The organism is Bradyrhizobium sp. T-12 (genome assembly GCF_058314695.1).
Genome location: NZ_JBZFQJ010000002.1, coordinates 332,918 through 347,207 on the forward strand (window position 1 = coordinate 332,918; position 14,290 = coordinate 347,207).

Here is a 14,290-nt window from a genome sequence, read left to right on the forward strand (position 1 = left end):
GAATGCCGAGCCTGTTGGTTCGAACCAACACGGAGGGAGTGGAAGGATTCGCTTTTTCTAGTGCAGGATAGGCTTCGCGCCAGCGATGTATTAGATCGCGATTGGGATTGGAGTGCATGGCTCTGATCTCGCTTCGCGTCTCTGACGAAGTCGCTGCGGAGTTCTCAGCTTTGGCAGCGACCCAGGGCGGCAAATCCGCGCTCTTGCGGCGTCTCATTGCTGAGGCACTTGCTGAACCAGTGCCGCGCATCTCCGTGCTGCCTGTCGGGCGACCGGAGAAGGTGACGGTGCGATTTCGCGAGAGCGAGATGCGGCAGCTCGCGGAAGTGTCACATCAGCGCGGCATGACCCGAACCGGCTGGATCGTTGCATTGGTGCGCTCGCGGTTGGGATCACCGGTGCAGCATTCTCCAGGCGAGCACGAGGCGCTCCGCGCGATTGTTCGCGAGCTCAACCAGATCGGCGGCAACATCAATCAGATCGCGCGCGCAGCGAACGCCAGTGTGCTGCAGGGCAGGGCGGTCGAGCCCGATCTGTCCGCAATTCAAGAGGCCCAGTTGGTCATCGAAAAAGAGCTCGCGCAACTACGCAATGCGCTGCACGGCAACGCGGATTATTGGGATGGGCGGCGATGAGTCGGCGCCATAAGCCGCGGCCGGCAGACCTGGCCTCCGAGCTTCCGCCGATCTCATATGTTTGGGAAACGCCCAATCGGCGCCCGCGGCGGGCCGAGTGGGATATCCCCGATCCGGCGGTTCCTAGTCGCCTGACGCCGGCTATGCGCGCGAAGCTCGAACGGATCGTGCGCCGAGCGCCAGAGGTGATGGTCAAGATCACCGGCCGCACCAAGGACGTGGCGCATCTCAAGTCGCACCTTGCGTATATCACGCGAAACGGCGAGCTCGATGCGGAAACAGAGCAGGGCGCGAGTCTGGCCGGTCGTTCCGGATTGAAAGACCTACAGCAACGCTGGGAGGATGATGCCGGCCTTGACGACAAGCGCCGCCGTGATGGGTCGCTTTCGATCAACATCATTCTGTCGATGCCGGCTGGCACCGATGCCGTCGCCGTCAAGGATTCAGCCCGGGCATTTGCCATCGAAACGTTCGGGGACAATCATGACTATGTCTTCGTCCAGCACCTCGACGACAAACATCCCCACGTGCACTTGACCGTCCGGTCCCTGGGCCACGACGGCAAGCGTCTCAACCCTCGGAAGGCAGATCTGCAGGCTTGGCGGGAGCGATTTGCTGGCGAACTCCGGCTTCGCGGGATAGCGGCCGAGGCAACGCCGCGGCGAACCCGCGGGCGAGTTCAAAAGGCCGATCGCGGGGCGGTGCTCGCTATGCGCAAGCGAAAAATCGTACCTGATGTCGACCGGCTCGCCCGGAAAGAGGTGCTTTCGGAGGTGAGGGGCGGCACGACTGCAAAACGTCCTTGGGACGAGCAGATCAAGTCACGTCAGGATGCGATCCGGCGGCGATATCTCGATTACGCAGCCGAGCTGCAGCATTCTGGAGCGGCGGCAGATCACGCGCTCGCGCGCCAGGTTAGGCAATTCGTGAACGACATGCCCGCCGTTGAAACCCGGCGGCATGCACTAAAGAATGAGCTTTCGGAGCTCACCAATAGCCGTCGCCGCAAGGCAGAGCAGGGAATCGATGCCGAGTTGCGCGGTCACAAGCGAGACGATGAGCGGACGAGGTAAGGCGCCCGCGCGCTCCGCCAACCGTTTCATCGGTTGGCACGTAGATGTGCACTGGCGGCTTGTCATGTTCCTCGAGCGCGCGAACAGCATTGGAGCCGTCAACGGGAAGTTACACCCCTATGGAGCGGCTGCCCTGAGGCGCCTAGGTCCTTGAAAGCTGGCTGATAGATCGTGCATTCTTCGAATCGGCCGTCTCGCCGGACCTGCCACAGGGTCAAAGTGGGCACTATTTCAAATCCTTGGATCGACCGTCATATCCAGGTCGGTGCGTAATCTGTGGACATCGGCCGCCGATATGAACAGGTGGATCCTTTGACCGCTATCCCTTTGACTGAATCTGCGCTCACGTCCGTGAAGCGTGCGGTTAGGCAGGGCTATCCGAACTACAAATCATCCCATCTGACCGAGGCGATCGCAGCCGCATGCGGCTTTGCAAGTCATGCAGCGCTGCGAGCCCGCATGTTGGAGCGTGCACCGGTGCATCCGGACTTTGCATTGCTCGAGGAATTGCCGTTCCTGAGCCGGCTCGCGGCGATGACGGGTGTTCCGACATCGGACGAAGACCTCCGCGGATTCTCCTTCGATCGCCTCAACTACGAGGGTGCGGACGTGATTCCGACCGCGTCCAAGGGGGTAACCAAGGTGAAATACGACGGGTCCCGCAGGCGGCGGGCCTGGCGCAATGTGATGGTCGCCGGGATCAATGCTGGCATCGACCAGGGATTGTTTACGCCGCGTGCAGGAGAAAACAGCTGGCCGCTGCTGGATCCGAGGTACGGGGACGATGGTCGAACGTACCGATTCATGATCGAGGATATTGCGGCGATTGCCAGCGTTCACGACGCGGATTGGGACGAGCTATCAATCCACGTTGCTCTGTGGCCTGCGATCGACGGCGAACGCTGGGTCCGAACGGCAAATGGCGGTTTCCTGGCGGGCGAGGTGTTTGCATCCGGATGGCTTGAGCGCCGTGACGGAGCGTGGCTCCAGGTGGGAGATCACCCCGAGTTTGGTTGTCGGAAGCAGCGCCTGGACCTGATCGCCGCGCTGGATATTCGGCCCAAAGGTTATGCGGATCGCGGCAGCTTTAGGCTTTGATTACGAACGAGGTGCGGGCTGCACGACAGTGCCAAGAAGGAGACGCTTCGCTCTCTCTACGCCTTTGCGTGCTGCGCGCCCCGACTGCGGGATGCCTGTGAAGGCGGCTGTCGGGATCAGACTGATGATGCCGGCGAAAAGTGAGTTTCCTCGGTGGCGATGATGTGCCAGTACGGAGAGCGACATAGTAGGCGCCGGGCAGGAGATGTGTGCTACCGGTGTCGAGGACCAAACGGCTGCCTGGATGGATGATCTGCAGGCGATCGGCAGGCAAGTCTCGCCACCGTGGCGACACGATCAGCACGACGGCGGTCGCCGGCTGACAGCCTAGCGTCTCAACAAGATAGACTTCGGGAAGCCGCGTCTCGTGGGCTCGATAGGGGCCAGATGCCACCAAAGCGGGCAGCGGCCTCTCAACTGGACTCGAAGCCGGCCGCTTTTCGGGCGGCGTGAAGTCGTTAGCCCGATCCGTGTCCCGCTTGTTAAGGCTCCTTCATCCCCGATCTTTTCCGACGACCTACCCCTTCGGGTTGGCCCTGCCCGTCGATTTCAAGGAGTCGTTTGCCCAGCTCCTTCTTTAGAGCGTTGCGATCGCCACCGGACAGGGGTGTTGGATGGTGGTTAAGCGCCATTGAGTAACAAACCGATCGCGAGCGGATCCTTTAGGAGCTCTTGAAAGATAGCCAGCAGCCATCCTCCTCGTAGCGCGCGCTACGATTCTGACATGTCCGATCGGCCGACTTCTGCCCGACGTCCTTCCAGACTGCATGCTGATCGAAAGACCCGACCGCATCTGCCTTTTCGGATCTCAACGATTCGACTGCAGCGCTGGCAGGTCACCCGCAAAACGTGACGAGGGATCTCCGATAGCCGTCGCTGCTGAATTGGCACGCCTGGACTCGTTCCGACGCTCGCGTCAGCCAGGATTGAATCCCAATACTCTTGCGGTAAATCTGCGTCTGAACCGACGGAATGCGATGACGACGACCGAGTAGCGGCGGTCCATTTTTCAATCTGTTTTGGTGACGGCATTCGCCAACTCGCGCGTCGGGACGACACTCCCGCGGAAGGGGAGGGGGACAAAGCAGGTTCTTTTTTCTGACATATTGTCAAAATACGAAGGACAAATTATCAAAACGGATTTTACATAATGACAAGTATTGAGCTGACTGAAATTTTGACATTTCTGGGCCTCGACCTGGCCGAGGCTGCGCAACTGTTGGGAGTTTCGACGCGAACGCTTCGAAGATGGATGGAAGGCGAGGAAATTCCCGGTCCGGCCCAAGCCGCTCTGCGTGCCTGGCACCAACTCCACGCGCGGCACTTGGCTTGGAAGCCGGACGCCATTTCCATATTCGAGAACGACCAAGCTCAGCTCGAGCGTGCGCGACTTCATGCGCGAGAGGTGAGCGGGCTGATCAAAGCGGTCGAAGCTCGCGGCGGGCCGCAAAATCCATGGTCGGTCAATATCGCTAAAGGCGTTGCGACGTTCGGTCCTTTTGAGATCGGGTTTTACAACCTGCAAAACGGAAGCTTCTCTCTCAGCGGGTACCGCCGCAAAGACAGCTCGCCGGACCTCGTGCGGGACAGGCCGTACCTTGAAGATGCCGCGTACAGCATCAGCATGGCTTTTTCAAAGGCCGGCGAAAGCGAAATTGCGCTGGACAACGTCGCGGAGTACGTCCGAAAACATTCGGCCGCGTTTGTTGTCGATGGCCCGCAGCGGCTGTCGCCTGCGGACTCCAAACGCCGCCAGCGGGACATCGAATTACTCGCCGGCAAAATCGATGAACTGGCGAAGCTTGCCGCCAAGGGCAGCGCCAATCACCTTCAATTTGAGGAATTACTGCATCAACTCCACGAACTCGGGTTCTTCCCGACTATCGATCTGGTTTCAGCAGTAGCTAAGGCTATGGTCTAAAATATGAAGAATTCAGTGAGCGTTCCAGATCTTGGCGCGCGAGGTGAGAATGTGTTCATCGGTTGGTGTGAACCGGAAGGGTTTCGTGCCCAGAAATCACAGGCAGACCGTCTCGGCTGGGACTACCTCCTTGAAGGCGAGCCTTTGCGGATGAAAGAGCGTCCGCTTGATTCCCAGAACGATCTTCCGAAATTCTTGATCCAAGTGAAAGCGACAGAAGGATCTCAGCCGCCGAGGATCAAGCTGTCGGCGCTCAAGCATCTCGTTGATGCTGACCTGCCGGCGGCGATCGTCGTCATGTTTTTCGTCAAAGACGGGCGGACGCCGATTCGCACTCTCCTCGTCCCGGTCGATCAAAAAATGATCTACGACACCCTCAAGCGGGTTCGCAGCGAGGAAGCCAAAGGAAAGCGGAACATTCACAGAATCACGATTCTTGTGCCACTCGATCGTGCGGTAGAATTGTCTCCAGCAGGAGAAGGGCTGGCAAAGGCTTTAAACGGAATGCTCGGAGGGGCACCTGCCGATTATAATTGCAGGGAAGGTCGACTACCGCAAGACTTGCGGTTTTGATAACAGATCCATTGTCGGTCGATTTTTCGTTCCAGGAGAAAATGCGGGCGAAAAGATCGGTCAGCTCTTTTTGGGTGGCCCTCGCACGCTTAAGGTGACGGACCTGACGATTGAGCGACGCCGGTTCGGAATTCCGCTCGACAATGATCGCGATGAGTTTCGGGAAGCGGTGCTGGAGCTAAACGTATCGTCATCGATGTCAACCACGGTTGAACTTTCTTCGGAAGCAGGCGAGTGGACCTCGGTAGAGCTCGAGATGTTCGTCACTCCGATATTCGATGGAAAGCTCGGGCCGGTGCGACTTGCAAACAACTTCCTTGAATTTTTGATCGACTTTCCGAAGGCGGAGGCGAACCTAACGCTCAACTATGACGGTGAACGAATTGTCGACCTGGAGGAGGCGGTCGCCATCATCGAGATTGGCGTCATACTGGCCAGGCCGCAGAAATCGATAACGCTCCGTTTCAAGGGAAAAGAGCTCAAGTTGGAAATGGCACCAGGCGAAGGGCCATTTGCGCATTGGATTCCGGCCGCGCCAGTTCTTCGTAGGATTGTATCGGCGATGGTTCGGGCAGGTCGGCAGACAGCGCGCCGCTTTAAATTTGCCGACTTCGTCGATTGGGTTGATACTCACATCGAATTTCTTGCCGTAGCATCAACGCCAGGCGTCAATATCATCTTCAACCATTGGCCTGACGAAATTCAACTGACTTCTGACGATGCTTTGTTGACGCCTTTTTCGCTCGAATGTTTTGGGTCGCGCTATACGGCGCTTATCGAACTTCCGATTGTATCATCGAGCCGCTCGGAGCCGGAGGTCACGCTCATCGGTGGTCGGCCCCATATTGTATCAGAGGTGGTGCGGGCATTGAATGCCGATACGTCTGACTTTGTCGAGAGCGCAGTTGAACGATCGAATAAGGATCGGGGGTCGAAAAGACCGGCCTTTTTCGCGGAGGGATTCTCTAACTGGGATAAGGTCATGCTCTCCATCTCGTAGAGAAGTGCTTATCAGTCACAACGGTGGAAGTACGACCGTAAAAAGCAAGGCCAGCGCAGCCGGCAAAGTCGGCTGAGCTCTCTAAGGCTGGAGACGAGCTTGCGGGGAAAGCAGTCTGCTATTGGGAAGGCAGGTGCTATTCTTTCGATTTCGTCGACACCCTCATCCTCAAAAACTTGGCGCCAGTTGATTGCAATGGTGTCGATCCGATCGATCTCGGCCCTAGCCTCGTCTGTGCTCAGCACGAAGTCCCCGCAACACGAAACGCAGTTAGCAATGCTCGGGCACTTGCTGCCGGATCAGTGTTTCCGTCGAAGCGATCTCATCGCCTGCTGACGCCGGCCGACTTACGCCACTCAACTTAGCGGGCAAGCTGTCATTCGGCATGCAAAATTGGATGCTGAAGGGATCAATTGTGACGCCGAATGACAATAGCGGATTCGACGAACTCGACCTCGCTCTCCGTCTCGTCCTGCAAGCCATTGAGCAATGAGATCACCAGCTCACCTTGTTTTCTCCCGTCGGACTCATAAGGCGTGCGGCAGTCATGGAAACGTCTGATCGAGGAGCGCAGTCTGTTCAATTCTGCGCACTGCCGGTCCAATCGCCGACGAGGGTGGGCCAATCGATCGGACGTGGGTTCTTGCCGATCCAAACGTCCCAGAAATCTGGGTCTGACGATTGCGGCCGATGTGCCTCGGCAAGTTCATCCATCTCCACGAGCAAAGGAATCGGCGTGGCCCATCCCAGCAAAATTGCCTGACGGGATGGTAGGCTAGGTAGCTCCTTTAGCAAGCCCGCCACATTGTCGGGAACGAGACGTCCAACTAGCGCCTGATCGAGGTCGTTTACGATCCGGTGCAGTAGGAAAGTATTGCACTGTGCAAGGATCGTGGGCGAGAGCTCCGATGGGCGTTGTGACGATAGCATCAATCCAAGACCAAACTTGCGACCTTCGCGCGCGATCTTTTCGAACGTCTCGCGACAGAGCTGGGTCGGGTTTTCTGCCGGCCCATCTTCGTTGGCGCCTCGCCGAACAAAGTTGTGTGCTTCCTCTAGAACCAAGGTCGTGGGCAGAGGTTTGCCATCAGGATGAAGCCGTCGGTAGCGCTGCAATGCCTCAAACGTCAGCCGTCCCAGAACCGCAACGACTACGTGGATTATTTCTGAAGGCACCAACGAAAGGTCAACGATTGCGACCTGTCCGTTGGCCGAGGCGTTGCTGCCCACGAACGCGTCAAGCCAGGCATCGAAGGTGATCGCCGGGTCACTTCCAATCACTTGACCGAGTCTCGGGTCCGACATCATGCCGCGGATGCGCATGCCGAGCGTGCTGATGAATCCGGCCAACGCACCTCCCTCCGTCGCTGCTATCCTCTCAAGGTGCTCTGGCAGCATGTGTACGTCGAATGGTATCGGTGCATCTTCCGTAAGATGCGCGATGGCGAAAGCATCCTCTACCAGATCTACGAAGCTCTGCAGTGACCTCCGCACCGCTTCCATGTCCTGTACTGAGAAGGAGTTGAACCAGTCTCCTGACCGACGGGAATTAGCGATAGTTTCGATAATGCTGCTTATCTCTTCCAGAGCTGTCTTGTGCTCACCATCAACGGATTCCGTCATATTGCTGCAGTCTGATGCAATGTTGTCTAGCAGTTCGCCGCAGCGCCGCCGATTGCTTGCGCTGCCAGCGTAGGTCGCGGCACCTTCGGCCAACATAGCGGCGATCATGATGCGATAGGAATACAAATGCCGCCTGACGATAGTTTGGCGAGGCGTCCCCGCCAGCTGCCCGTTCTTTAGTTCACGAAGCGCTTGGAGCAGCAGGGGCCGCTGCGCTCCGGGTCGTGCGAACGATACCGCGGTCCACTCGTGACCGTTCCAGAGCCAGGCCGGCAGACGGAGCGCGCGTTCACCCCTGTTGAGGTCGATGGGCGGGACACGAAACAGGCGGATATTTCCGCCCCTATCTGCAAATGCTTTGGCGTACTCCCCATTAGGATCAAGAATAATAAACCGCGCATTCGGCTGTTCTGTGCCATTCTCAAGAGCGGCCTGCGCCGCATCGAGTGACCAGCGGATCAGCCCAGCGACGGAGCAGGATTTTCCACTACCGGTGTTGCCGAGTACGGCGACGTGCCGCCCGAAGATCTTATCGGGATCGACCATAATTGAGGTATCTGCAGCCAGCGGTGACGAGCCGATGCGAACGCGGCGGTCCTTGTCCTTTGCTCCGACGATAGCTGTGATTTGTTCCGGCGTTGGGATTGGTATCTGATCGCCTACCGAAGGGAACGCAACGATTCCTCGACTCAATTCGAACATACTGCTTCCCTCGCGTCGGTTTCGAGCGACAGACAGGGTGCCGATCGGAGTGAGCGACATCTTCCGCAGAGGGAATGGCAGATCGATCAGGCCGAAATCCTTAAGCCCCGACCGTTTGGGGTACGGCGATCGTTCAATCCCGATCCACGTGACGTAGGCGACGGTAGCACCAGCCTCATTCGGTATCAGCACGTAACTATTGAGCCTTGGGAAGCTCATCGGTGTGCCGGTGTTGAGCGCAGTAGCCTGTGGCGCATCGAGATCGAGCAGCACACGGATCTCATCCGAGGAGATCGACTCGACCGTGCCGATGACCAGTTCAGCGAGCCGTTCGATCGGGGAGCTCACGTTCCTCCTCCAGAGCCCGCTGGCGGCTGACTCGGTTCGGCTGGCGCCAGGCCCGCAGCGGCATCTGCGAAAGCGCGGTTCTTCAGCAAGTCAGACATACGCCCGGTGATGTAATCGAGCGCGGGCTTTGGCAGATAATCGTCGACGAGGTGCTGGAGGCTTCCGAAATGGTTGCCGGCGAGGAGGCTGACTTGTGCAGGACGAGTTTGATTGAGAAATCCCTTGATGCGATCGTCTAGTTCAAAGGCGATGATCACGAGGTGTGCGGACGGAACCGACAGCATATCGAGCAGAACACGGTTGATGTGGTCATCACCGAACCCGTAGCCGTAGGTCACCACCACCGAGTTGGGTCTGCAAGTTGCCGAGGCGAAATCACGGAATAGCTCCGCATAAGGATATTGGGTGGTCTCCACGTCCTTAGCCGGATTAGGATAGATCATCACGGTATCAACTGGAGAATCTGGTAAGCTCGGATGATCGTCGTCGGCACCAAATGGTGTCTCTGACCGATAGATCCGATGCGCGATGGGGTCGAAGCGCCAATCAAGGCTGCCGTGGAGCTTGGTCAGACGGACGACGCCTTCCATAAAGCGCGGCTCACCGCGGATCCCGGGTGGGTTGTAATGATAATCGAGCTCGATCCGAGTGTTGCGGAACAGTGGACGCAAGCTCCCCACAAAGCGATCAATGATCCGTAGCCCCGCTTGATCGCAGCCATGTTCGATCAACCGGTCGTAGTTGGTCGTGAAGATATGTAAACGCTCGCGTGAAGCGGCGCGGCTGACGAAGCTGAGCAGAAATGACTGCACCGTCGCCAGTGCTGATGCACTGTTTGCTTCGAAAATACCTCGCTCGGTAGCAAGCAGTGAGGTTAGGAATGTCGCGATTGCGGAGTTAATGTCGTCGCGAACACCTTGCGCCGACCCCTTATCGATGATGTCAAGACCATCGAGCACAGCAATGGCGCTACGCAACTGATCTTCGATGTTAGCTTGACCGCGACCCATCTTTTTGGCGCTTGCGGTCGCGTGACGAGGATTGCCTTGGCATGTTTCGACTTCCCCGTCGCAATCGCCATACCCGTCGCCTTGACGCCGGCAGCGAAGCCCACAGCAATGGTAAAGCCGCTGCCAAGCAGGAGGTTCAGATGCTCAGCTTGGAATACCGCCGAGAGCCACGGCTCGATCTTTCGGCGGTGTAGCGCGATGAACCGATCAAGTTCGTCTGCGCTTTCTGGGATGCTATCGAAGGTCTCGCTCGATGCACCAACCCGGTAACCGTGCGCCTTCCACTCCATGGACCCTCGCGACGAGTTGCAGGACCGACCTGAGTCCCCGCTAGTAAGTCTTAAAGCAACATAATCAGAGGTTGCAAGGCGGGCAGGTAGTCAAAGTGAAAAAGGTAAGCAGCGAAGCGGCGAGGGGATGAAGGGCATCGAGATTAGCTTCCTCGACTAATCGCTTGAACCGGTGAGGAGACGAGATCTGACGAGGAGTGCCGCTATCCTGGCTCCCTCACGCCTCCAGCTTCAGTCGATCCCGTCCGCCGGCTCGGGTGGAGGCGGCGGGAGCGAGGTATGCTCTCCGACTCGAGCTCGCCATCAGCTTCCGCCATCATCCCACCTTTCGTTCAGGAGCGGCGTGGCTCTCAAGCAGTGGCATATCCAGGCTCGGAATCTCTGGCATGGCTTTGCCGGCGATCGCCTGCAAATCGCCCACCATGCCAACGGTCGACTCCACCACGGCGAGGATCTGAGTTTCGCGCTTGGCCCATTGCCGGCCCATGAACTTGCGTTCCTTGTCCAGGTCGTCGCGCATATCGTTGAATTTCTCAACCACAGCTTCTACCCGCTGCCGAAACTTCGTGCCGGTCAGGTAGTGATAAACCTGCTCCATCTTGGTCTGCTGACCCTGCTGAACGAGGCGCGATCCGCTTACGTCGATCAGCCCCTGGCGCAGCGCCACGGCGACCGGCAATGCGCAACGCGGATGGGCCACCCATACGCCGTCGACTAGGTCAAATTGCTCGACGTGCTTCGGCAGCGCATGAGAGATGATCAGAGCGACGTCGGCGGCGGAACGACGCTGGTCGTCACGCAGTTTGGCAAGCCATCCGTCACTCCATGCCTTGGTTCGCTTGGTTTCCCAAAGGATGATGCCGGCAGGTTTGCCAATGGCGCCATTTATCTGTTGAATAACGTCCGCCCCAAGCTCACCTTTTCCAACCGGCTCAATCGAATCGGTCGGAAAACGTCCGCGCAGAAGCTCTTCGAGCTCGAGCTCGAGTACTTCCCCTTGGGATTGCTGTGATCCCTGCTCGGCCTTGCGCTTGAGCTCCTCGATCGTTCGAGACATCGACTCGATAGTCTGGTCCTTCTCTGCAACGCGTAAGCGCGCAGCCTCGTCGGCTTCCTGCCTGGCCTTGATCTGGATTTCGCTGATTGAGGCCTGCACGCGCTTCTCTATTGTCAGGTCGAGCTCGCGCTTTTCCCCCTCGAGTGCGCGCTGCTGTCGCATCAGTTCGGCTTGCTGCTTTTGGGCCTCGGCAAGCTTTGCGTTGTTGGTAAGCAGGTTGGCTCGCAGCTCCGCGGCTTCCGCTTCCTTCGCCTGCAGCTCGGCCGCGGCCGCCTCTCGCGCCTTCTTGCTTTCGGCCGCGACCAGCTGGGCACGTTCGGCGATCAATCGTTTCGCAACGTGGTCCTCGATTTGCTCGCGGTCCTTAGCGACCTGCTCGCGTTCCAGCCGCAGTGCCTCGGTCTTACGCTCCATCTCTGCATCTTTGCTGGCCAGCTGCTGTTGAAAGCGCTGACGAATTTCAGCGAGGAGGGGAGCGGCCAATGATTCCGTCAACCGGATCTCGTGATTGCAGTTGGGACAATGCAGGGTAGGTTCGTGTGAAGCGCCGGCTGCGGTTACTTTGAAACTCATGAATTCCCCCGTCATCGTAGAGCAGGATTGAACACCATCCGCGCGCGATTGCGATGTCGCCGCTCTCGATGTCCACATCCGCGTCGCCGATATCGACCTGGCCGGGGGATTTTCCACGGAAGGCATCACGACATGTCGACGTAAGGCCACGCCTCAGGGCGAGCCGTTCTATTGGGAATATATTCTAGATGAGAACAAAACAGGATCAAGCGCCAATTGGCTGCGCAGGCTGGTGGAATAACCCTGTCGTTCCATCCAGGCAGCATCGACCAGAAGCCCCTGAGGGAGAGTCCTTTCGAGCTTGTTTAGCTTTCTGTCCTTTTGCTCAGCCATACTAAGTAAATTAGCACTTTTCCAAACCAACCCGAGGGAATCCTCTATTTTACGTAATCTGACTGGGCAAAGACGCCGAAACAGCCGGAAATCTCGCGATGGCTCCTGGAAGAGGCCCATCGCGTGGTGCTTCGCTGCTCCGATATGTTCCGGCGCCGAAATTAGACGGCCGTAAGGAATATGAGTCATATTTCTTACGCGGTCTTGACTTTGTAAGATTTAAGGCGCAAATTTCTTACAAGGGAACCGTAAAATGGCTAGCACAGCGAACCAGATATACGATCGGATGAGCCATGACCCTCAGCCGAGCAAGGTATGGACCGCACGCGATTTTGCGGACACCGGCACTCGATCGGCTGTCGACGTCGCCCTCCACCGCCTCCGGAGTGACAACCGCATCAGGCGCATCGACCAAGGTCTCTACGATCTTGCTCGCACCAACCAACTGACGAAGAAGATTTCGCCACCGGACTACAAGTCGGTGATTCAGGCGGTCGCGAGACGGGACGGCGCCAAAGTACTGGTCGACGGAATAACCGCCGCCAACAACTTGGGACTTACCAACGCCGTCCCGGCGAAGGTGGTCGTGTGGACGGACGCCCGCGTGAAGCCGATCCAACTCGACCAAATGGTCATCGACTTCAAGAAAGTCGCGCCAAGTCGACTTCTGTGGGCTGACCGCCCGGCCGCGCAGTTGGTGCAAGCTCTGATTTGGCTGCGCGACGTTCTTCCTTCGGATGGCGACAAGATCGCAAAGCGCCTCAAGTCCATCCTGAACGACGGCGACGACGGGCACCGCATGCGAAAGGATTTGCAGGACCACTTGGGTGATCTCCCCGACTGGCTCGTTCCTATCGTAAAAGATATCCTCAAGTCCGACGCAACGGCGCCAGATCCGCTCCCGCCGATCCGCGGCCAATGAGATGCGATCATGACCGACCTGCCGCAGATCATTCGAGCAAGCGCTGAAGACCGGCGGGGACTGTTCCAACAAACCGGACAGCGTCTCTCGTGCCCCCCGGAGAACATCGAAAAGGACTTTTGGGTCTGTTGGATCCTCGACGCGCTCTACAACAAGGCGGGCATCGAGCAGCGTCTGCTTTTCAAGGGCGGCACGTCACTCTCGAAGGCCTTCGATCTGATCCAGCGGTTCTCGGAAGACATCGACATCACCGTATTCCGCGACGACCTGCCCGGCGAAAACTTCCCGTCAGATGACGATCTCCGCGCGATGGGATCGAACGAACGCAAGCGAAAGCTTGACGAAATAAAGGAGCGGTGCAGCAGTTTCATTAACGGCGAATTCCAGAACGCGCTGACGAACTTCGCCGCTGGTGAGCTCGAAGGACTGACGTTCAAGATCGAGCCCGATCCGGACGACCCCGACGCTCAATCCCTGCTCTTCCACTATCCAAGCGCATTCGCGGATTCCGACGAGCGGTACGTCCGACGCGTCGTGAAGATCGAATCCGGCGCTAAGTCGGCGCTCGATCCGCATGAGACGAAAACGATCAGTCCATATTCTGCCACCGACACCGACGGCCTGGACCTCACCGTGCCAAACGTGCTGACGATCAAGCCCGAGAGGACGTTCTGGGACAAGATCATCATCCTACACGGACAGCGACACTGGTTCCAGAACAGAGGGGAGCTCTACAAGGACGGGCAGCGATTGTCGCGCCATTACTACGACATATTCCGGCTTCTGACCTCCGAACACGGCGAAGCCGCACTTAAAGATCTGGAGCTCGCGGAAAGCTGCGTTCGCCATGCCCGCCTCTACTTCAACCGGAAGCCTCTCGATCTCGACCAGGCGACTCCCGGAACGTTCGGTATCGTACCGGTCGACGGCATGCTCGAACCTTTGAAGGCGGACTACCAGAAGATGGCCGGCATGATCTTCGGAGGATCCCTTCTTTCGAGGATATCCTCGGCAAGATTAAAGCAGCCGAAGCGACCTTGAACGCCACCTGACCAAAGTCTCAATCGGTCCTCCACCGGCTACAACCCTGCCGATGGACTTGCCGACGTGCCTGCCGTCGGCGGCCGTCGCG

Annotated in this window: 11 protein-coding genes; 8 read left to right on the top strand and 3 right to left on the bottom strand. The window is 58.0% G+C overall.

The annotated features are described in order from the left end of the window. Nucleotides 1-116: 116 nt before the first annotated feature. The 6 genes from AC0WRY_RS35865 to AC0WRY_RS35890 all read left to right on the top strand — a co-directional run bounded on the left by AC0WRY_RS35865 (nt 117) and on the right by AC0WRY_RS35890 (nt 6,300). On the top strand, nt 117-635 hold the full coding sequence (locus AC0WRY_RS35865; RefSeq protein ID WP_128929583.1) for a plasmid mobilization protein: 519 nt from the start codon (nt 117-119) through the stop codon (nt 633-635). Between the two features lie 143 nt (nt 636-778). Continuing rightward, the gene (locus tag AC0WRY_RS35870) at nt 779-1,708 is read left to right on the top strand and encodes a relaxase/mobilization nuclease domain-containing protein (RefSeq protein WP_232995579.1); all 930 of its coding nucleotides are present in this window, start codon (nt 779-781) and stop codon (nt 1,706-1,708) included. 276 nt (nt 1,709-1,984) lie between these two features. After that, nucleotides 1,985-2,806, top strand: coding sequence for a hypothetical protein (locus AC0WRY_RS35875; RefSeq protein WP_232995578.1), 822 nt, complete (start codon nt 1,985-1,987; stop codon nt 2,804-2,806). A 1,150-nt stretch (nt 2,807-3,956) separates the two neighbouring features. Next, nucleotides 3,957-4,727, top strand: a complete 771-nt coding sequence (locus tag AC0WRY_RS35880; RefSeq protein ID WP_128929582.1) for a helix-turn-helix domain-containing protein — start codon at nt 3,957-3,959, stop codon at nt 4,725-4,727. 15 nt (nt 4,728-4,742) lie between these two features. Beyond that, the gene (locus AC0WRY_RS35885; protein WP_237866542.1) at nt 4,743-5,300 is read left to right on the top strand and encodes a hypothetical protein; all 558 of its coding nucleotides are present in this window, start codon (nt 4,743-4,745) and stop codon (nt 5,298-5,300) included. Nucleotides 5,301-5,394: 94 nt separating this feature from the next. After that, complete coding sequence (locus tag AC0WRY_RS35890; RefSeq protein ID WP_237866540.1) at nt 5,395-6,300, top strand: hypothetical protein; 906 nt, start codon at nt 5,395-5,397, stop codon at nt 6,298-6,300. Between the two features lie 579 nt (nt 6,301-6,879). Here AC0WRY_RS35890 and AC0WRY_RS35895 read toward each other — a convergent pair. From AC0WRY_RS35895 to AC0WRY_RS35905, 3 genes are all read right to left on the bottom strand, one after another. After that, nucleotides 6,880-8,973: an ATP-binding protein gene (locus AC0WRY_RS35895; RefSeq protein WP_128929580.1), complete on the bottom strand. Its 2,094-nt coding sequence runs from the start codon at nt 8,971-8,973 to the stop codon at nt 6,880-6,882. Then, nucleotides 8,970-9,983: an SIR2 family protein gene (locus AC0WRY_RS35900; protein WP_232995577.1), complete on the bottom strand. Its 1,014-nt coding sequence runs from the start codon at nt 9,981-9,983 to the stop codon at nt 8,970-8,972. Before AC0WRY_RS35900 ends, AC0WRY_RS35895 begins: the two co-directional genes overlap by 4 nt. Nucleotides 9,984-10,589: 606 nt before the next feature. Then, a complete protein-coding gene (locus tag AC0WRY_RS35905) occupies nt 10,590-11,903 on the bottom strand; it encodes a DUF2130 domain-containing protein (RefSeq protein ID WP_128955173.1) in 1,314 nt (437 codons plus the stop codon). Between the two features lie 586 nt (nt 11,904-12,489). Here AC0WRY_RS35905 and AC0WRY_RS35910 point away from each other — a divergent pair. Together AC0WRY_RS35910 and AC0WRY_RS35915 are read left to right on the top strand one after the other, a co-directional pair. After that, nucleotides 12,490-13,158: a DUF6088 family protein gene (locus AC0WRY_RS35910; protein ID WP_128929578.1), complete on the top strand. Its 669-nt coding sequence runs from the start codon at nt 12,490-12,492 to the stop codon at nt 13,156-13,158. A 9-nt stretch (nt 13,159-13,167) separates the two neighbouring features. Then, on the top strand, nt 13,168-14,199 hold the full coding sequence (locus AC0WRY_RS35915) for a nucleotidyl transferase AbiEii/AbiGii toxin family protein (protein WP_232995576.1): 1,032 nt from the start codon (nt 13,168-13,170) through the stop codon (nt 14,197-14,199). Nucleotides 14,200-14,290 lie beyond the last annotated feature (91 nt).